At 37.4% G+C, this 20,489-nt stretch carries 19 protein-coding genes and 1 other RNA gene; 10 read left to right on the top strand and 10 right to left on the bottom strand.

Annotated features, from left to right (window positions below):
• Positions 1 to 9: 9 nt before the first annotated feature.
• Together lon and AC1M84_RS02575 are read right to left on the bottom strand one after the other, a co-directional pair.
• Positions 10 to 2,436: an endopeptidase La gene (gene lon, locus AC1M84_RS02580; RefSeq protein ID WP_035269773.1), complete on the bottom strand. Its 2,427-nt coding sequence runs from the start codon at positions 2,434 to 2,436 to the stop codon at positions 10 to 12.
• Positions 2,437 to 2,552: 116 nt separating this feature from the next.
• Positions 2,553 to 3,167 carry a 5-formyltetrahydrofolate cyclo-ligase gene (locus tag AC1M84_RS02575; protein WP_481593065.1) on the bottom strand — a complete coding sequence of 205 codons (615 nt, stop codon included), beginning with the start codon at positions 3,165 to 3,167 and terminating at the stop codon, positions 2,553 to 2,555.
• A gap of 224 nt (positions 3,168 to 3,391) precedes the next feature.
• On the opposite strand from AC1M84_RS02575, the gene AC1M84_RS02570 reads away from it, so the two are divergent.
• Positions 3,392 to 4,648 carry a putative solute-binding protein gene (locus tag AC1M84_RS02570; RefSeq protein ID WP_481594370.1) on the top strand — a complete coding sequence of 419 codons (1,257 nt, stop codon included), beginning with the start codon at positions 3,392 to 3,394 and terminating at the stop codon, positions 4,646 to 4,648.
• Positions 4,649 to 4,900: 252 nt separating this feature from the next.
• On the opposite strand, the gene AC1M84_RS02565 is transcribed toward AC1M84_RS02570, so the two are convergent.
• The 4 genes from AC1M84_RS02565 to AC1M84_RS02550 form a co-directional block, all read right to left on the bottom strand.
• Positions 4,901 to 5,875 (bottom strand): hypothetical protein, encoded by a 975-nt coding sequence (locus tag AC1M84_RS02565; RefSeq protein WP_481593063.1) that lies wholly within the window; start codon positions 5,873 to 5,875, stop codon positions 4,901 to 4,903.
• Between the two features lie 419 nt (positions 5,876 to 6,294).
• Positions 6,295 to 6,478, bottom strand: a non-coding RNA gene (gene ssrS / locus AC1M84_RS02560) — 6S RNA.
• Between the two features lie 101 nt (positions 6,479 to 6,579).
• Positions 6,580 to 6,864: a cell division protein ZapA gene (locus AC1M84_RS02555; RefSeq protein ID WP_092766816.1), complete on the bottom strand. Its 285-nt coding sequence runs from the start codon at positions 6,862 to 6,864 to the stop codon at positions 6,580 to 6,582.
• 2 nt (positions 6,865 to 6,866) lie between these two features.
• Positions 6,867 to 7,418 (bottom strand): hypothetical protein, encoded by a 552-nt coding sequence (locus AC1M84_RS02550; RefSeq protein WP_035269763.1) that lies wholly within the window; start codon positions 7,416 to 7,418, stop codon positions 6,867 to 6,869.
• Positions 7,419 to 7,483: 65 nt separating this feature from the next.
• On the opposite strand from AC1M84_RS02550, the gene AC1M84_RS02545 reads away from it, so the two are divergent.
• The 5 genes from AC1M84_RS02545 to AC1M84_RS02525 all read left to right on the top strand — a co-directional run bounded on the left by AC1M84_RS02545 (position 7,484) and on the right by AC1M84_RS02525 (position 12,564).
• Positions 7,484 to 8,104 (top strand): UPF0149 family protein, encoded by a 621-nt coding sequence (locus AC1M84_RS02545; protein WP_481593061.1) that lies wholly within the window; start codon positions 7,484 to 7,486, stop codon positions 8,102 to 8,104.
• 82 nt (positions 8,105 to 8,186) lie between these two features.
• Positions 8,187 to 9,506 (top strand): Xaa-Pro aminopeptidase, encoded by a 1,320-nt coding sequence (pepP, locus tag AC1M84_RS02540; RefSeq protein ID WP_481594369.1) that lies wholly within the window; start codon positions 8,187 to 8,189, stop codon positions 9,504 to 9,506.
• Positions 9,507 to 9,701: 195 nt separating this feature from the next.
• Complete coding sequence (locus AC1M84_RS02535) at positions 9,702 to 10,910, top strand: FAD-dependent monooxygenase (RefSeq protein ID WP_481594368.1); 1,209 nt, start codon at positions 9,702 to 9,704, stop codon at positions 10,908 to 10,910.
• A complete protein-coding gene (locus AC1M84_RS02530; protein ID WP_481594367.1) occupies positions 10,907 to 12,145 on the top strand; it encodes an FAD-dependent monooxygenase in 1,239 nt (412 codons plus the stop codon). The genes AC1M84_RS02535 and AC1M84_RS02530 overlap by 4 nt, the downstream gene beginning before the upstream one ends.
• A 170-nt stretch (positions 12,146 to 12,315) precedes the next feature.
• Entirely contained in the window at positions 12,316 to 12,564 is a 249-nt protein-coding gene (locus tag AC1M84_RS02525; protein ID WP_035269751.1) for a hypothetical protein, read from the top strand.
• 40 nt (positions 12,565 to 12,604) lie between these two features.
• Here the strand turns inward: AC1M84_RS02525 and rsmI are convergent, their stop codons facing one another.
• Positions 12,605 to 13,447, bottom strand: coding sequence for a 16S rRNA (cytidine(1402)-2'-O)-methyltransferase (gene rsmI / locus AC1M84_RS02520; RefSeq protein WP_481588939.1), 843 nt, complete (start codon positions 13,445 to 13,447; stop codon positions 12,605 to 12,607).
• 11 nt (positions 13,448 to 13,458) lie between these two features.
• Between rsmI and AC1M84_RS02515 the strand changes: the two genes are divergently transcribed.
• From AC1M84_RS02515 to AC1M84_RS02500, 4 genes are all read left to right on the top strand, one after another.
• Entirely contained in the window at positions 13,459 to 14,388 is a 930-nt protein-coding gene (locus AC1M84_RS02515; RefSeq protein ID WP_481594366.1) for a penicillin-binding protein activator, read from the top strand.
• A gap of 14 nt (positions 14,389 to 14,402) precedes the next feature.
• Positions 14,403 to 14,819 carry a YraN family protein gene (locus tag AC1M84_RS02510; protein ID WP_180027924.1) on the top strand — a complete coding sequence of 139 codons (417 nt, stop codon included), beginning with the start codon at positions 14,403 to 14,405 and terminating at the stop codon, positions 14,817 to 14,819.
• A 64-nt stretch (positions 14,820 to 14,883) separates the two neighbouring features.
• Positions 14,884 to 15,576 (top strand): BON domain-containing protein, encoded by a 693-nt coding sequence (locus AC1M84_RS02505; RefSeq protein WP_035266827.1) that lies wholly within the window; start codon positions 14,884 to 14,886, stop codon positions 15,574 to 15,576.
• A complete protein-coding gene (locus AC1M84_RS02500) occupies positions 15,576 to 16,457 on the top strand; it encodes an alpha/beta hydrolase (RefSeq protein ID WP_481594365.1) in 882 nt (293 codons plus the stop codon). The genes AC1M84_RS02505 and AC1M84_RS02500 overlap by 1 nt, the downstream gene beginning before the upstream one ends.
• A gap of 23 nt (positions 16,458 to 16,480) precedes the next feature.
• On the opposite strand, the gene nudC is transcribed toward AC1M84_RS02500, so the two are convergent.
• The 3 genes from nudC to dnaQ form a co-directional block, all read right to left on the bottom strand.
• The gene (gene nudC, locus AC1M84_RS02495; RefSeq protein ID WP_481594364.1) at positions 16,481 to 17,239 is read right to left on the bottom strand and encodes an NAD(+) diphosphatase; all 759 of its coding nucleotides are present in this window, start codon (positions 17,237 to 17,239) and stop codon (positions 16,481 to 16,483) included.
• Entirely contained in the window at positions 17,239 to 18,879 is a 1,641-nt protein-coding gene (locus AC1M84_RS02490) for a chemotaxis protein (RefSeq protein ID WP_481594363.1), read from the bottom strand. The genes nudC and AC1M84_RS02490 overlap by 1 nt, the downstream gene beginning before the upstream one ends.
• A gap of 119 nt (positions 18,880 to 18,998) precedes the next feature.
• Positions 18,999 to 20,426, bottom strand: a complete 1,428-nt coding sequence (dnaQ, locus tag AC1M84_RS02485; protein WP_481594362.1) for a DNA polymerase III subunit epsilon — start codon at positions 20,424 to 20,426, stop codon at positions 18,999 to 19,001.
• Positions 20,427 to 20,489 lie beyond the last annotated feature (63 nt).

Below are 20,489 nucleotides of genomic sequence, written 5' to 3'. Positions count from 1 at the left end.
AAAGACCGATTAGTGTCGTGCAGATTTTGATTCGTCAACTGCTTTCACAATGGGTGTTTTTACTAATGGTTTAGGCATAGAGGTTAATGCTAGTGGTAAAATTTCATCAATTGATTTTACAACTTTGATATCTAAACCTTCTTTCACATTATCAGGAATTTCGACTAAATCACGTGCATTTTCCTGTGGAATAAAGACCATTTTTACACCGCCACGATGTGCAGCCAGTAATTTTTCCTTTAAACCACCAATACGCATTGCACGGCCACTCAAGCTAGTTTCACCAGTCATTGCAATATCAGGTCGAATCGCAATGCCAGTAAACGCTGAAACTAATGCTGTCGTCAAAGCAAGACCAGCTGAAGGACCATCTTTAGGCGTAGCGCCTTCAGGTAAGTGCACGTGAATATCGGTTTCTTCAAAGCGAGTAGAATCGATACCCAAAGCATCAGCTCGTGTACGCACTACGGTCATCGCTGCAGTAATAGACTCCTTCATAACATCACCTAAAGAACCAGTGGTTACAAATTTGCCTTTACCTTTCATTGCTGCAACTTCAATTGTCAGTAGTTCACCACCAACTGAAGTCCAAGCTAGACCATTAACACGACCGACTTGAGCTTCTTCTTCCGCCATACCAAAATCGAATTTATGCGGCCCTAAGTAGTCAGGTAGATTTGCCGAATTAACTTCAATTTGAAGATTTTTCGCTTTTTTACTAACCGCTTCTTTAACCACTTTACGTGCGATTTTAGAGACTTCACGCTCTAAACTTCGAACACCAGCTTCACGTGTATAGCGTTGTACGATATCTCGAATTGCTTCTTCGTGTACACTTAATTCCTTAGCACGTAAGCCATTATTCTTGATTGCTTTAGGTACTAAGTAACGCTCAGCAATATTGATTTTCTCTTCCTCTGTATAACCAGGAAGGCGAATGACCTCCATACGATCTAACAAAGCTTCAGGTATATTCATACTGTTTGCAGTACAAATAAACATGACTTCAGATAAATCAAGATCAAGATCGAGATAGTGATCGTTGAATTTGTGATTCTGTGAAGGATCAAGCACTTCTAACAAGGCAGATGCAGGATCACCACGATGATCTTGAGCCATTTTGTCAATTTCATCGAGTAGGAATAAAGGGTTTTTTACACCGACTTTAGAAAGTGATTGCACAATCTTACCTGGCATCGCACCAATATAAGTTCTGCGATGTCCACGAATCTCAGCCTCATCACGAACACCACCAAGTGCCATTCGAACGAATTCGCGACCTGTTGCTTTAGCTACAGACTCACCTAATGAGGTTTTACCTACACCAGGAGGACCTACGAGACACAATACTGGTCCACGTAGTTTTTTTACACGTGATTGAACAGCGAGATATTCAACGATACGCTCTTTAACTTCATCCAAACCATAATGATCAGCATCAAGAATATCTTGAGCTTTAGCAAGATTAATACTTACTTTGCTCGCCTTATTCCATGGTGTATCTAAAATAGTTTCGATGTAATTTCGAACGACCGCAGCTTCACTCGATGCAGGCTGCATTGCTTTGAGCTTACGGAATTCACCTTCTGCTTTTTTACGAACATGCTCAGGAAGATCAGCTTCAGCTAAACGTTTTTCAATCTCTGCGATATCATCTTCAGCACCGCCATTCATGTCAGAAAGTTCACGCTGAATAACTTTCATTTTTTCATTTAGAAAATATTCGCGCTGATTCTTTTCCATTTGACGTTTTACATTGTCATGTAAATTTTGCTCAATCTGTTGTTCTTCAGACTGTTGAAGCAAATAAGTCATTAACTCTTGTAAATGAGCTTCAAATTCATCGTGTTCGAGGAATTTTTGTTTCACTTCGATATTTAACGGCACGCGTGTTGCGACGAAGAACATGAGTTGCAATAAATCATCGATTTTATTTGCAGCATTAATTAACTCACGCGCATTACGTAGTTTTGCTTCAGCGTATTGGCTGAAAAGACCACGTAATTCTTCGAGGCGAGTTTGTTGAGTTGCCGATTCCATACGGATCGTCATTGGGCTAAGGCTGTGCTCAGCTTCTAAATAATCGTTTTGATCGTAAATATTAATCAATTTAGAGCGATAAATACCCTCGATTAAAACCTTAATGCAGTTTTCATCGTTCTCATGATTTACGACTTGCACAATCTTCGCGACAGTACCGTATTGATATAAATTGTCGTGATCAATTTCTTCTGTAAGAGAATCTTGTTGAGCTACTACAAAAACTAAATTGTCACTGTTACGAGCTACATCAACTGCTTTAATCGATTTTTCACGGCCGACAAAAAGCGCAATTTGCATGTGTGGATAAACCACAACATCACGCAAAGCTAATAGCGGTAACACGCTAGGGGTCTGAAGTTCTAAGTTTTCTTCATTCATAATAATATCAGTCATGAGCACTCCTAATGAGTGACAACGGTGTTGCCATATTTTTATAGTGATGTGTAATTTAAAAAATACAAGGGTGAAAATCGATAAAATTCGATTTATTTCTACTAATCTTGATAAATTCAGTTGGATTTAGGGTGAATTAATATTCTTCGTTTGAATTTTAATCGTTTTCTAGGGGTGATTAACTCATCTAATGGCTGATCCCAAGGTTGGCGCTTTAAAGGATCTAAGATTAATTGAAAGTCATGCGCTAAACCGATGCGATAGGGTTGATTGCTCGCATGCTTTAAAGTTCTATCATAAAAGCCACCTCCCATACCCATACGTGTTCCATGATAATCACAGGCTACTAGGGGCATCAACAGTAAATCAATTTGTTTTACATTTTGCCCCAATCTATGCATAGGCTCATACATGCCTAATTTATGTTTAGTAAAACGTTTATTTAGATATTGATGCTTTGAAATTGGAACCCATTTTAAAGTTGAATCAAGTCTGGAGACTTTTGGGAGATAAACGACTTTATGCTTCGAAAAGCAATGCATGATTAGGATATGTGTTTGAACTTCACCGAATGCATCTAAATAAATCCCAATTTTTTGTGCAGATTTAAATTTAGAGTGAGATTGGATTTTTGACAAAACCTGAAAAGCAGAACGTCGTTGCGTAAAAATTGAGAGTTGTCTTCTACGAGAGCGTAGAGTTTTTCTTAAAAGTTGTGTTTGCAACTGCATTTCAAACTATACCAATCTAAGTGCATGTGTAAGGTAAGTAGTTTATCGATTTTTACTCAGATTTAATCAACCTGATTTGAATATTTTCGATAGTATATTTTTCATTTACTCTAGGTGTAACAAATAAAAGATTAGGGTCAATTTAATTTTAAATTGAAGCCGATAAGCTGAACTCTATCGGATCAATTAAGGTCTGATCATAAAAAATAGAAAAGGGAACGATAATGAAAAATAAAAAATACGGTATTCTATTTAAAAAGAGCAAGCATGCTTATCGTATGGTTATGCTCACGACAGTAATTAGTCTTTCTGGTCTAATCACAAATCATGTAAATGCTCAAACTAGATCTAAGTTGGATTTATCACTGTCCAGCCATTCTGTGAATAAAATAAAAAAACTACTGAATGATCCAAAAGTTTGGCAACAGATTCCGAAACAAGTCACCTTATGTGTGTATTCACCGAGCGGTGCTCATGGTGAAGCATTTGAGCAAGCGACGAGCTATATGAGTGAATTACCACGAATTGCTAAAGTTGCTCAAGATTTCGGCGTGCAAATGACTGTCAATCGTACGGCTAAGCTACAAATGCAGATAGATTTGAATTATCCAAAATTAAAGCAAAAAACATCCACTGAAGTTAATTTAAAAGTCTATACAGATGAACGGGTTTTAACTGAAGACTTTAGAAGTAAACGTTGTGATGGTGCTGGAATAAGTAATTTACGTGCCAAGCAATTCAACTCTTTTGTTGGAAGTATTGATGCAATAGGTGCAGTTCAAAACTATAAACAACTGACTAAAGTGATTCAGCTGTTAGCAAGACCTGAATTTGACTCGAAAATGGTCAATAAGGATTATGAGGTTGTTGGTATTGTGCCTTTAGGTGCTGCTTATATAATGGTAAATGATCGTAAAATTGATACTTTATCTAAAGCGGCTGGGAAAAAAGTCGCTGTAATGAGTTTTGACGCAACCCAAAAAAAATTAGTCCAAAATGTTGGTGCTCAACCAGTTACAGTGGATTTAACTTCGGTAGGCGGGAAATTCAACAATAAGGAAGTTGATATTATCGCAGCGCCTGCAATCTTATTTGAACCTTTAGAACTCTATCGTGGAATGACAAGCAAGGGCGAGGTACGAGGCGCAATTATTCGTTTTCCACTCGTTCAAGTAACGGGTACATTGATTATGCATCGAAATAAATTTCCTGCTGGAATGGGGCCTATAGCAAGGGAGATTATTTCCAAGCAATTAACACCGGCTTATAGGTTTATTGATCAAACTGAATCTAAAATTGATCCTAAATTTTGGATGAATATAAGAGATGCTGAGAAACCTGGATATTTGAAAATTATGCGCGAAGCTAGAATTCAGATGATGAAAGAAGGGCATTATCATCCTGAAATGATGTCTATACTTAAAAAGATACGATGTAGTGATGATCCTAAGAATTATGAGTGTGCGCTTCAAGATGAGTAACTAATAATCTAAAAAATAGATTGTTTTTATAATTTTAATCGGTTTTATTTGTCTTTAGCCATGCTTTAAATTACTCACATCTAGGTTAAGAGTAAATGTGAGATGAAAATTTTTATCGCAGTAGTTACTTCTACTTTGTTGATAAGTGCATGCGCATATGATCCAGTGCATTATGAGCAGCTTAGAATGTCAGAGAACGCGCAACACATGAAATTAAATGGTTAAAAAAGCCCCCAGATGGGGGCTTTATGCCTATTTCTTTTTAACGATATCGCTCCAAGACACATTAGTTGGCACGCCTGAGTTAAAGCGAACTGATGCGGATGATGAATAATCTTTAGTTTGTTCAACGACAATCTTTTGATTGTACTCATCAATAATTTCTAACTTACCGCCTGCTTTCGGGTAAATTCTCCACCACTCTTTTTCGAATGGTTGAGTTACACTGAAGTTAAATGCATATGAAAAATTAGCATCTTTAGGTTGGCCAACGATTGTACCTTTACTTGACACACTTTGTAATTGTTCATCAAAAAAACGGTATTCATAATCCTGTAGCCCCATATATTCCAATGTAGTGCTAGGGTTATTTTTATCTACAATCTGGAATTTTAAAGGATCTTTTACAGAATAAATTGCGCCATTAGAACCAACTGTATCTTTTACAATTTTACCAGTGACTAAATATAGTTTAGATGTATCAGTCCACGGTGTATAAAGCGCATTATTAAACTCAACTGTGGTAGAGCTTAATGTTTCAGTAAGCGAAATAGATCCTCCTTTAAATGTTACGACTTCCTTGCCGAAACTAGTTGCACAAGAATCATTACCACTTTTTAGCTTGATTGTTTGAGTAGTTCCACTTTTAGTGAGCTCAGTACAAATTGAATTTCTCAAAATTGTAAATGCACTTGTTCCTTGATCTGTTAATTCAATTACTCTACCTGTACGAGTAATGGGTCCATCACCCAATGTTTCGCCAATCATATGCCCTAATGCTTGATTAAATCGATCATCCATGACATTCAAAGATTCTGAAAAACCAAGCTTTTCTTTAAGTTTTGTTAAAAAATCCTTATCTTTAAAAGGTATAAATGTAGAGCTCACATCGCCTGGTTTAATATAATTACCATTTGGCGTGTCAAGCTTCGAGTCACTTCCACCACCACATGCACTTAGTAATGCAGCAATACTCGCAACCCCAGCCAATTTTGCTAATTTAGACATATTCTCTTCCTTTAAATATAAATCTATTCTCATTGTTTATGATGTTTGACTATTAATATGAAGTCTTTAAACAATAAGAAGACATTAAAATGAAATACTTTTTATGTAATTTCTATTAAGAGGAATGATAATTTAAATTCTGGAAAAGTTTCTAGGTCATTATTAACCAAATTTACAAATTAAATGCTTTATTTTTATATTGTTAAATATAATTTAAATATTTATTTAGAATAAAACTAAAAAAAAGTTAATTAAATAACATTAAGCATAAATATTATAAATTAATTTGAAAAATTAAAATATAGTGTGACTTATTTCAATAAATTTTTATATTTTGAGTAAAGGAGTAAGTTGAGAATTTATGGTATGAATTGAAAAAATAAAACAAGAAAACGTTGAATTATAAATATAGAGAAATTGAAGACTCCGGAGATGCCGCTGCATGTGTCGTTACCCTGAACCCGATGAGTTCAAGGTGGACGCGACGTATACTTGCTGGGTTTCCCACTCAGGGTGGGCATACGCTCTAAATATACAGAACACAATCCATAAGTTTAAGTATCGGCAGGGGAATAGACCCGCTGGCGAGCATCCCAGAGTTAAATTAAGTATAACGAAATGAGTGAGATTGGCAAACCTAAGTATCGCCATTATTTGCGTGATAATTCACTCAGTAAAACTGACTGTGCAAACTTAGATCAAATTTATACAGTTTTTTCAACGTCTTCCAAGATTGTTGCAAGTAAGCGTTCACAATGAGAATATTCTTGTAAGGATTTGTTCATTGTTAAAACTTCTTGCATAAGCTCTAAAGCCACCATGATAACCAGCTTATTGTGTTCTACGTTAGGTGCTTTTCTACGAAATTCTTGAAATTTCTCATTTAGCAAATCACCAGCACGTTGTAAATCATCTTTCTGATCTTGAGTGGTTGAAAGTCTAAATGTTTGTTCAATTAATCTTAACTCGACTGTAACGACTTCAGACATAATTATGCTTCCTCATTTTGTTCAGCCGGATTTTCTAATTGTTGGATTTCTTGGGCATGATGATCTTGATCAGTACCTAAAATGGCCAATCGTTGAATGATTTGCTCAACCTTAGTTTTAGCGAGTTCATTTTTTTTGATTAAACGTTGATTTTCAGCCTTCAATTCATCAATTTCTTTTTGAGCTTGACGTTGTTCAGCCAACATTTTTTCTTTGATGACTCTCAACTCATTCCTTTCAGCCAAGATTTCCTGAAATCTATTTTTTAAATCAGTACAACTCTTTTCTAAACGACTATAACGTTCTGCTAAAGCAGTAGCATCTTGATTTAAAGTTTTATAAATACCATCCAATTGATTGTATTTGTCATTTAGACTTTCAATCTGTTCTTGCTTTTGAGTGATGACGCTATTTTTTTGAGCAGTTTGAGTTTGATGAGTTTCCTGAAGTTCTTTCTGCTTAGCTTCAAGAGAACTATTCATTTGTTCGGTTTCGGACAAACGATGTTTAAGCGTGCCTAAATGCGTTTGTAAACGCTGTAATTGTTCTAACATAACGAGGTCGCGTAGTTTCGCAATCAAAGGTAATATATACAGAAGTATAGAGATTGGAAAAACGAATGCAAGACGATATTTCAGGTTGGACAGATTGGAACCAACATTTCGGTTCAATTGAGGAAATTACTAGTCCAAGTGAGTTACATGGTTTACTTACAGGTATTGTTTGTGTAACCCAACCGCCATCTCATGAGGAGTGGTTACAAATTTTGTCTACATTGAATGTGCCTCAATTAGAACCTGCTGCACTCAATTTACTTGCTGAGGAATCTGAAGATGTTTCGCATGCTTTGTCAGAAGATGAATTAGATTATTTACCCATTTTGCCTGATGATGAACATGTATTGTCTGAGCGTGTTCAAGCTTTAGCAGATTGGTGTGCTGGAGTAGTATTGGGGTTTGGATTAGCGTCTGGTCATATTCGTACTGACGAAGCTGAGTTGATTGAACACTTGCAAGATATTGCAGCAGTAGAGTTTGAAGATTCTGATAATGATGAAGAAGGTGAAATTAGCTATCAAGAACTTTATGAATTTGTTCGATTAATTCCAGTGAGTTTATCTGTTGGACGAACCAAGATTGCTGTTGAAGAAAGCTCATTACTGAAACATGTAAAACCAACAATTTCGAAAAAAAATGAGCAAAGTGTCGTTGAGATGTTTACACCTCATCGACCAAGTTGATTACATTTAATCAAGAGTACTACTTAACATATAAGTAGTACTGTATTTTCTTAAATTAAATAGCCTAAGCTGCAGAAAAGATATGAAACTTACTCAATCAGATTTTCAAAAACGACGTGATCAATTAGCCGCTGAAATAGGCCTAAGAAGCATTGCAATTATTGCAACACGTGAAGAAATGTTTAGAAATCGTGATGCTGATTATAAATATCGCGCTGATAGTAGCTTTTTTTATCTAACGGGATTTGCAGAGCCTGAAGCAGTTGCTGTAATTGAAACATTTGATACTGAAGAAGAAGGTTATACTTACAGTTTATTTTGTCGTGAACGCAATCGAGAGATGGAAATCTGGACAGGTTACCGTGCAGGGATTGATGGTGCAGTCGATGACTATGAGGCAGATGAAGCTTATGCGATTGATCTACTAGACGAAGAAATCATCGCAAAGCTTCAAGGAAAAGAAAGATTATTTTATAGAATTGGTCAACAAGCCAGTTTTGATGCAAAAATTACAAAATGGATTGCAGAAGCAAGTGGTGAAAGCCGACGTGGTACCGCTGCACCTACACAATTGATTCAGTTAGATACAATTTTAGATGAGATGCGTCTACACAAAGAGCCAAAAGAAATAGAGTTAATGCAAATCGCATCTGATATTTCTGCTCAAGCACATACGCAAGCGATGAAATCTGTACGACCAGGAATGATGGAATATGCTTTAGAAGCGGAACTGAATTATATTTTTGGTAAAAATGGTTGTGTACCATCGTATAACAGTATTGTGGGTGGTGGAGAAAATGCTTGTATATTGCACTATGTTGAAAATAACAAACAACTTAATGACGGCGATTTAGTTTTAATAGATGCAGCTTGTGAATATGAATTTTACGCGTCAGATATCACTCGGACATTTCCAGTAAATGGTAAATTTAATCCTGAACAAAAGGCGCTTTATAATATAGTGCTTGATGCTCAAATCGCTGCAATAGATGCGGTTAGAATTGGTAACTCTTACAAAGAGCCACACTACGTTGCTGTTCGTATTTTAGTGCAAGGCTTGCTTAATCTTGGAATCATGCAGGGTGATCTCGATGAAATCATTGAGACAGAAGCCTATCGTCAATTTTATATGCATGGAACCGGTCACTGGTTAGGCATGGATGTTCATGACGTAGGGGCATATAAAGTCGATGGAGAATGGCGAACATATCAAGAAGGTATGGTGGTGACCATTGAACCAGGTTTATATATTGCCCCTGATGATGAAACTGTCGATCCAAAATGGAGAGGGATTGGTATTCGCATTGAAGATGATATTGTTGTCACTCAAGATGGACCGAGAAACCTGACTGCTAAAGTAGTGAAAACCATTGAAGATATCGAAGCCTTGATGGCGAGTTAACCATTTTCACAAATCTCAAAAGTCGATGGAAACATCGGCTTTTTTTCAATGTCATATTCAATATTGAAAAATGAATTATGGCTTCATCTTCAATAACGCTAATTCATTATAAAAAGTAAAAACTTTATTGTAAGATGAATTTGATTAAAAATTTATGTGTATACAGCTATTGCTTGCTTTTATAAGGATCAAAACATGCAACAAGAAGTCATCATTGTCGGTGGTGGAATGGTCGGATTAAGCCTTGCTCTTATGCTGGCTAAAACTAACATTGCAGTGAAATTGTTAGAGGCGATCAGCTATCCTAACTATGATGATGCTAACCTTGCACCATATCATTCAAGTTTTGATGCCCGTAATAGTGCGCTGTCACGTCGAAGCGTGCAAATTTATCAAGAATTGGGAATTTGGGATTCACTGCAACAATATGCAACGCCTATTTTAGAAGTAAATATCACAGAAGAAGGAAGTTTCGGTAAGGCACGTTTAATCGCGGCTCAAGAGAAAGTAGAAAGCTTTGGTCAAGTGATTGAGAATGCATGGCTTGGACGAGTATTGTTATCAGAAGTCAAAAAAAATCCACTCATTGAGTTAATTGATGGTGTTCAAGTGACGTCACTTAAACAGGATGAACATTTAGCTTATCTCGAAGCATCAAAAGCGAATGAACATTTGCAGTTTAAATCCAAATTAGTCATAGCAGCAGATGGACGTGATTCTTTCTGTCGAAAAGCACTCGGTGTCGGTGCATCAGTGCATGATTATGATCAAGTGGCGATTGTCACTACAGTGCAGACATCCAAACCTCACTCCCATGTCGGTTTTGAACGTTTCAGCCCACTTGGTCCTTTAGCATTGTTGCCTTTACCTGGTGAATACCGTCGCTCTGTTGTTTGGCCAGTGCCTAAAGGCACTGAGGGAGAGTGGTTAGGTGATGAAAATGATCAGCATTTTTTAGATGCTCTTCAAAAAACGTATGGCGATCGAGCTGGAAAATTTGAGAAAACTGGACGTAGATTTAGTTTTCCTTTATCTCAAGTTTTGTCTGAAAAACAAGCAGTAGGGCGTGTTGTACTTATGGGTAATGCTGCTCATACCATTCATCCAGTCGCAGGTCAGGGTTTTAATTTGTGTATGCGTGATGCATATGTATTGACCCGTTATTTAAAACAACAAGTCATCAAAAATGCCGATTTAGGTGAAGCTGCTGTACTGAAAGAGTATGAAAAATCTCGACTCAAAGATCAGCAACGTGTGATTAAGTTTTGTGATTCTGTGGTGCGAGGCTTTAGTAATCAAAATCCAATCCTAAAATTTGTGCGAAATACAGGTCTAATGTGCTTTGAAAATATTCCAGGTATTAAGCCACTCGTTGCCAATTATGCAATGGGGTTAAAAGCATGAATGATGCTATTTTAGATGTCGTGATTGTGGGCGGTGGTTTAGTCGGAGGATTAGCTGCTTTATTGCTGGCTAAAGGTGGAGTTCAAGCGACTGTACTTGATGCAGCACCGATATTGGATCACGAGAAGACCTTAAAATCATTGAATCCTCGTGTACTTGCATTGAGTCAAGCCACTATTCATTTGCTTAAGCATGTTGATGTATGGGATAAGTTGGCTCGTCAACAACCCTACACGGGAATGCAGGTGTGGAACAAAAATGGCTTTGGTGAAATCAATTTTGGAACATCAGCGCATTCTAAACCTGATCAAGCACAAATATTAGGTTCAATGGTCGAACCAAGTATCTTGAACCTTGCGATTCAGAGCATGATGATCGACCAGATTGATGATTACCGTACTCAGATTCAAGTGAAACATATTGAGCAAGGAAATGGCTGTTGGATTCTTCATCTCGCTGATCAAACTCGATTGAAAACGAAACTTTTAATTGGTGCGGATGGTGCAAACTCATTCGTACGTGAACAAGCCATGATTGATTTGGATGTTTTGGATTATCATCAGGCGGGTATTAGCTGCGCGATCAAGACGGAACAAGCGCATCAACATGTTGCGAGTCAAATTTTCTTAGAAACAGGGCCACTGGCTTTTCTCCCAATGGCAAGTTTAGAAGATCAAGAATATGGTCATTGGCAATCCATTGTATGGACTTTACCAGATGATTATGTAGACGAATTTGCGTCACTCTCAGATGAAGATTTTGTACAATTACTGACACGAGAGAGTCATCATATGTTGGGCAAAGTATTAGCCGCAACGCCTCGAGCAAAATTCCCACTGAAAGCACGAGCTGCTCAACGTTATATTAAAGATGGCTTAGCGCTAATTGGTGATGCAGCCCATGTTATTCATCCACTTGCTGGTCAGGGGGTGAATATTGGTTGTCTTGATGCAGCAATTCTATGCGATGCGCTACTTTCGGACTACGCACGTGGCGTTTGGGCTCATGAGCAAACTTTATTGAAATATGAGCATCGCCGTAAATTTCAAAACGATGCCATGATGCATAGTATGTCTATGATTGGGTGGATGGAATCTGCTCCTGTTTTTCCTATTGTTTGGGCGAGAAACTTTGGTTTGAAACAAGTTGAAAATATCAGTGCGTTAAAATCGGCGTTTATGTCGCAAGCGAATGGTTTGAGTCAGCTCAGTAATACAAGATATCAAGTGAATTGAAATCTGATCTAAAAAGAATCATCATTATATATTTTTTTACCAATATGATTAAAAAATATACAAATGAGGTGCTTTAGATACTATGCGAACGATAAAGAGCTTGATACATTTCTCTAAAAATCAAAGCACGTTCCAATCAGGTGCGTGAAAACATTGATGGGGAGTTTGAAATGACAGACGCAAATGATTTTGATGACAACGAAGACAGTGTTGTAGACGAAAATGAATCACAAGCAGCAGAAAAAGGTGCGGCCGTAAGTGACGTTACTGTATCTGATGCCGATGTCGCTGAAGCTGAAACATTAACAGTGACAGCTAAACTCAAACAACGTCAGGCACTGGAAGATGAAGTTGCTGCTTTTCTAGCACGTGGTGGTCGTATTACTGAAGTTCCACCTGATGAATCAATAAAAGATTAATAAAAAAAGCACCATCAATATGGTGCTTTTTTTATTTTGCTTAATCATTCGCACCACTGAGCTCTAGCGCGCGTTGATATGCGACTTTCTTTTTGATTCCGGTGAGATCAGCTGCAAGTTGAGATGCTGCTTTTACAGATAAATCTTGCAATAAACGATTGAGTAATTTGTCTAATTCTTCTTGCTGCATGTCTTTTTCAGTGGCTGCTCCAGCAATGACCAGTACAATTTCACCTTTTTGCTGGTGATGATCATTTGCAATAAATGATTGTAAATCTCCAAGGGTCATTTTTTTGATTGTTTCGAAGGTTTTGGTAATTTCACGTGCAAACCCGACTTCACGGTCAGCCCCGAACACAGAGACCATATCCGTTACAGAGTCTAGGATTCGATGTGGTGCCTCATAGATGATCATGGTATGCGTGTTGTCTTTCAGTTTATTTAATTGAATAAGACGTTGTGATTGTTTCGAAGATAGAAATCCTTCAAAACTAAAGTGATCACTGGGTAGACCTACAGCGCTTAATGCTGCAATAGCTGCACATGCACCTGGAACAGGAACGACACGAATACCATGCTCCTGAGCTGCACGAACCAATTTAAAACCAGGATCACTAATCAATGGTGTACCTGCATCACTGACGAGTGCAACATTTTCACCATTTTTTAACTTATCGATAATTATATCAATTTTGTTACTTTCATTGTGATCATGGCACGCTGTAAGCGGAGTTGAGATATTATAGTGTTTCATTAAAAGAGCGGACTGACGTGTGTCTTCTGCCGCGATAAGAGAGACAGACTTTAAAACATCAATTGCTCGATAAGTCATGTCATCTAAGTGCCCAATTGGCGTCGCTACAACAAATAACTGAGCACTCATAAGGTTTCTCCATGTTGGATCTATTAAGAATAAAAAAAGAATTCATTGGTATTGGCTTATGTGGAATGATTTTCCAAGCCCAAGCGGAAGTATTGGTTATTTTACCTGATTCAGGCCCTATGGTGCGAGCAAGTAATAGTATTAAAAATGGTATTGATGAGGCTTATCAAAAGTCTAAAAGTGAAATGCCAATCAAATATGTCAATTCGGATCAAAAACGATTAAAAGAGATCCTAAAGACGCAAGTCAGTCAAAACACCAAACTTATTATTGGTCCATTAGCCAGACAGGATGTCGAAGCAATAATGAAAGAACCGCTTAAAATTCCTGTTTTAGCACTGAATGAAGTTCCTTCTAAGCATGCAAAAGTGTGGCAGTTTAGTTTATCGAAAACTGATGATGCTCAAGTTTTAATTAAACAGATTGAAAAGGATCGAGTTCAACATCTCTATATATTGCGTGAGTCTGGTACTGAGTCTGAGAGCTTAAGCTTTGTAAATGCCGTGTTTAAAAATTTTCATGGTAAATTTTCTCTAGTCCAACAATTGCCTGATATAAAGTCAAATGAAGGTGTGTTGCTTTTAGGCAGTATGGCGTGGATCAACTCATTGAAGAATAAGCCTTCAAAACGTTTGTATGTTCAGGCTTTTGCTATTGATCATAATATGGATATTCCGAAGGGAACTAAATTCTGTGATGTTCCAGTCATGGTTCAATTTTTAAAAAAACCTAATCAAACAACAGAAAATACTGCTGCATTCCAACGTCTCAATGCCTTCGGTCAAGATGTTTGGCGTTTGGCGGATTTGATGTTGAAAACGAAGAATCCTGATCAAATATCAATTCAAGGTCAGACTGGGCATTTGAGTTTTAAAGAGCATCGGATCGAAAGAAAACCTGCGTGTTTCGAGAAAACATGGTTTAGATTAAAAAATATTTAAGAGGACTTAAATGGATGAGTTCTCAACAATTAGGTATATGGGCTGAAGACCAAACTGAAAAAATCTTGATCTCACAGGGTTATATTGTGCTGGCTCGAAATTTTCATTCTCTTTATGGTGAGATAGATCTGATTGCTCAACGTGATCTTGAGCTTATATTTGTTGAGGTCAAAGCCAGATCAAAAACAACCTATGCTTCAGCCCTAGAATCAATATCATCGAGCAAGCAAATTAAAATTGCGAAAACAGCAATGTCATTTCTTCAAAAATTTCCAAGCTATACAGAGTTTTATTATCGTTTTGATGTGTTTTGTTTTGATTTTCATAAAAAAATTGCAAAACCGTTACAGCATGAAATTTCTGATATGGATTATGATCTCGAGTGGATTGAAAATGCATTTACAATAAATGCAGACTTGATTAATCTATGAACCGAATGAGCTAAGCCATTTCCAACAATAGAAAAAATTCAAGTTTCACGAGGAGACGGATTGAGTGTTGAAGCGTATTGTAATTTCGATGGCGTGTGTTGCTAGTCTTTCAGGCTGTGCAAGTTTTATTTCAGGTGGAACTGGCGCAGAACCAGTTGGGGTGGTGAGTGGAGCTCGTTCTTTAGGTCAGGTATTTATTGACTCTTCAATTGAACGTACAGCAAAGATCAATTTATACAAATTGGATGCTCGTTTTAAACAATCTCGAGTCAATGTGAATAGCTTTCACAGTAATGTCTTGTTAACAGGTCAAGTGCCTGATGCGCATTTGAAACAGTTAGCAGAAGATAACGTTCGAGCGATGAGTGATGTGAAATCTATTCATAATTACATCACAGTTGGTCCTCAAATTGGTTACTCTACCATCATGCAAGATGCGACTGCGACAGCGAATACACGTGGCTTAATTATGCGTGCGCCAGTTGTTTCAGACAGTAAAGTCTTGGTTCATACTGAAGATGGCGTGTTATATGTGATGGGACGCTTAAATACAGCTGAAGAGCAAGATCTCATTGAAGTTTTACAACGAGTAGGGAATGTCACGAAAATTGTTACTTTGATTGATAACGTGGAATCTGCTCAAGTAGGCGCAGGTGTTCAATCATCATCACTTATGAACCCTTCAGCGGTGAGTACTCAACCTTATGTTGAAACACCCGTTGCAATTGATCCTGATGCTGGTGTTAGTTACCAATAATGTCGAATAAGATTGCGCAATTTTTTCCGAAATCAGTTCAGTTAAAACTGACCGAATTGAATCAAAAACTGAATGCTTTTCGCCCATATAATTTGGGTGGTTTGGCATTAAATCAATTGACCTCAAATAAAGGCTATTCTGTAAAAAGAAATATTGCTTATGGTCTTAAATCTCGGCAACGACTGGATCTTTATGTTTGCCAAGTGCCAGCGAATAAACCTTTAATTATATTCGTGCATGGTGGTGCATGGAGTAGAGGAAGCAAAGACGATTACAAGTTTCTTGGAGAAAGTTTGACTCGTGCTGGATATAACCTCGCCGTAATAAACTATCATCTGGCGCCAGAACATATTTTTCCTCGTTACGTAACTGACCTTGCAGATTCAATTCAATATTTAATCAAAGGTGCTGATAAATATGGTATTTGTGCAGATCAAATAGCGCTTATCGGACATTCTGCTGGTGCTTTTAATGTGATGTCACTGATTTACCATCCTTCATTCATTGACTTTGAAGGACGAGATCGAATTAAGGCGTTGATTGGTTTGGCTGGACCTTATCACTTTAACTATCTAGGTGATCATTTATCTGAACATGCATTCGATAAAGCAGTAAATTTCAAAGCGGTGATGCCATACTATTTTGTAGAGAAAAATAATATTCAGCACTATATTTTTCTAGCAGATCAAGATACGTTGGTAAAAGATCATAATTCTGAAGAGATGCATCAAGCACTGTTAGCTGTAGAGAATCATAGCCAGCTCATTCGGGTGCCTGGTACTGGACATGTATCAATCATGGCAACAACTGCAACATTATTTGGTCGACTCTTCAAAACTCGATCTCTCATCCTGAAAGTTTTAGAAGAGTCCTTCAAATAAATCTATAACGATTCAGATTTGATTTATTCTGATTTGAAAGGAGTATTGTGAATGACATGTTGAATCATGGCATGCGCAATACTTCCTGCAAATGGAATTTCTGGTAAATCATCAAATTTAAAGAATTGGGCATCACTAATTTCATCTTCTTGAAGTACAATGTCACCTGAATCATACTCGGCCCGAAAAGCAATCATTAAATTACTTGGGAATGGCCAAGGTTGGCTGGCAAGATATTGAATATTTTTAACGTTTAGACCAATTTCTTCCATGGTTTCGCGTTGCACAGCCTCTTCTAAAGTTTCACCAACTTCGACAAAACCTGCAATTAATCCATACATATTGGATTTATTTTTTGCATTTTTCGCGAGCAAAATTTCATTGTCACCTCGTGTGATTACGGTGATAATACAAGGTTGAACACGAGGGTATTGGTGATAATTACATGCTGGGCAGATCATGGCATATTCTGAACGGTGTACATCCGTTTCTGTACCGCAATGACTGCAAAATTTATGATTACGACGCCATTCTAATAATTGAACTGCTCGGCTCGCTTGTTCAAATTGTTGCTTAGACCATTGAGTGATCAACTGTCGGATTGGCACAAGTTGATAACCTTCAGGAATCGCTTCTTCAATATGTAGATCTCGTGCAATTACCTGATCACCAGATTTGAAAATCAGATCACTCTCTAAACGTTCAACACGTGGTAATTGGAAGTTTTCATCGACGAGAAGTTGATGTTGTTTAAAAATATAAGCAACAGAGAGTTCAGACATTAGGCAACCGCTTTAATTTTTTGACTGCTGATGAGTGCAGTCTCAGATACTGATTTATGAATAGGATAATCATACTTCAAGCCATCAAGATGAAGTTCTAGACTGGCAAGCACATCTAGAATGTGCTGAAGTTGTTGGTGGGTGAGTGATTTCTGAATATCGTAATAGTGTTCAACCGCCTCAGCACTATTTTTTAGCGCATTACTTAATATTTGAGCATCAAGAAATAGAGCAGCACCGCTTAATTGTCTTAAATTGGTTGTGATGTTTAATAAATCATTTGTGTCTTGAGCATCATTGTTTTGAAAAAGTTTATCGCCTAGTTCTTGCAAGAGAATTCGAGCTTCTTTTTGCAGCGTTTCATGCGCATCATCTAACCGATCCAGTGATATATTCATATTATTCACATCAAGTTGAATGCGAGTTGGTGCAAAATTTCGCTTCAAAATCCCGATAGAGTTCATAGCCGACAGCATGCTGTTCATTAATCGTTGAGCAAAATCGGCATTTTGTTGAATATAGGTTCGATGAAAATGCTCTGCTTGCAGTTTCATTTCTGCATAAGCTTCATTAAGATTCATCACTAAAAAGATATTTGCCATACGATAGAGCTTTAAGCGAATATCTAAAATTTGATCGTCAGTAAAACTTTGATAGTGACTTTCAATATCTAACCTTAATTGATTCAATTCTTCTGTAATCAAGTGAGCAACGGCATCGATTGTTCTTTGATCAGGTCCAAACAGATGGCGACTAAAAATTTGTAGTTGAACATCAGTCAAAATGTTGTCCGAGATTTGAAAATACTCACGAAGCATTTGTGAATCGTAGTTTTCTTGGCTAATACAAATCGCTAAAGCATTAGCAAAGTCATTTTCATCGACCTGAAAATGCTGGGGTGCATTTAAAAACTCTCGGATCTGACTGCCAACTTTAGCCAACCATTTTAGGCGTGCATCACTGAGAATGAGTTGGTCAAGTTGATTAAATGCGATTTGCATCAGAAGCCAATATTGTTGACTCGGTGTTTCAAGAGAGAGCAGTGCTATATGATCTACAATGAGTTTAAAACGATCAAAATCGTCTTCAGTTTCATTTTGCGTCACTATTTTTATTAAACAATCTTTATATAGTGTATTCCAATAATCAGATGAATTAATCTGATTCGATGATGCTTGCGGTGTTAAAGTTAATTGTTTCTGAGCGGTCTGAATTCCATTACCCAATGCTGTACAAGGGATGTTCAATACTCGCTCTAGATGGTTAAGTGTATCTAAGAGAAATTGGGGGACATCGACTTCACGTAAGCAAATAAATTCGATATATCGTTTTAGCATTGTTGTGCCATCACTTAATGCGGCAGCGTATTTCAGGTTTTTTGCAGTTGGATTTTGCATCATCTTTGACATGACTTGCGCACAGTAGTGTGCAAGTTGTGCGAGATGAGGAAGCTCGATCATGGCAAAAACTTGATTGGATTGCTCAAGTCGAATGAATGCGTCATCTATCCCAAAAGGAAGTGTTTGATCCTCGATAAGCTCTGATACTGTATTTTCGACCTGATCGATGATTTGATCAATTTCTTTTTTAACAATAAGTAATGCTGTAGGGTCAAAATAAATTGAACTTTGATAAGACATCGATCGAAACCTATGTTGGCCGTTAATTTTGCTCAGAGCCCAGATAAGGGGAGTTTTTGCTCTAAATGAATATAGCCGAACTGATCGTACTTTACAAAATGAATCAAGCAGATGGTAGATTATTTAGCAAATAAACACGGCTCACTATTTTTTTCTTGGTAATCTTCGATCCATTTTTGGTGTGCTGCTAATTCCTCATCAGAAGCATAAATGATTGGTAAATCTACCTCAATTTTTTGGTACTGATTTTGTCCAGTTTCAGAATGATGATCATGCGCTGAGAGTGCATCGATATCAAATGAAACTTGACCACCTGTCATGGCTAAATAAACATCTGACAGAATTTCTGCATCCAGTAAGGCGCCGTGGAAGGTACGATCACGCTGTGGAACTTCGTAGCGTTTCACTAATGCATCCAATGAGTTCTTTTGACCTGGATGTTTCGCTTTTGCCATTGCAAGTGTATCGGTCACTGCGCAGACTTCTGAAAGCGTACCAAAGCCAGCACGTTTGAACTCCATATCTAAGAAGTTCATATCGAAAGTTGCGTTGTGTGCGATAATTTCTGCACCTTTTAAGTACTCGTACAGTTCAGCAGCGATTTCTTCAAATATAGGTTTATCTTTCAAAAAATCATCAGAAATACCGTGAATTGCTTCAGATTCACCGACTGGTTTTTTGGGATTGATATAAATGTGAATTGAACTTCCTGTCAGTTTACGATTGATCATTTCAATCGCACCTACCTCGATAATACGGTCTGTATCTTGATAATAAAAACCTGTAGTTTCCGTATCTAAAATCAGTTGGCGTGGTCCCTGTAAATTTAAACGAGCAGGTGTGACCACAATATGTGGATGCGATTTTTCAGCTAACTGAGGAACGCTTTGATCTACAGATTCAGAATTTAAGTCCTGTGCATCAACTGTCTTAATAATATCCTTAATAATATCTGAGGAGTTTGAGGTGACTTCGTCCGTGCTGTATTCAGCTTGATCATCATTTTCTGCTAAATCAATTTCAACTTCTTCATCTTGATCATTGAGATCTAAACCAAACGGATCATTGAGCAACCAATCTTCAGACTGTTTTTTTTTATCATTCGCTTGCAGGGAATTTTTAAATTGTTCAGCCGTTTGGTCAGCGCCTTGATTAGCTAACTGATCTGCCATTTCATTGCCTGGATGTCCTGCATGACCTTTAATCCAGTTCCATTCAATGTCTCGACCTTGACAAACTTGATCCAAAGTTTGCCATAAATCAGGATTTTTTACGTCTTTCCAATTTTTCTTTTTCCAACCACTGATCCATTCAGTAATACCGCGTTTTACATAGTTTGAGTCTGTCCAAATGATAAGCTTTGCATCAACAGGACAAAATTTGATTCCTTCGATTGCAGCGGTTAACTCCATACGATTATTGGTCGTGTCTGGTTCACCACCACATATTTTATGTTCTGTATCCTTAGTGATGATGTAAGCACCCCAGCCACCTAGCCCAGGATTACCACGACATGCGCCATCAACATAAAGTGTTATTTCAGACATAGTTTGAACCAATCAATCGAATAAAGTGTTGAACATCAAGTTCGGAAATTTTATTGTATACGT

It is taken from the genome of Acinetobacter sp. 24-47-66, assembly GCF_056779755.1.
This window is presented reverse-complemented; position numbering and strand designations above follow the sequence as displayed.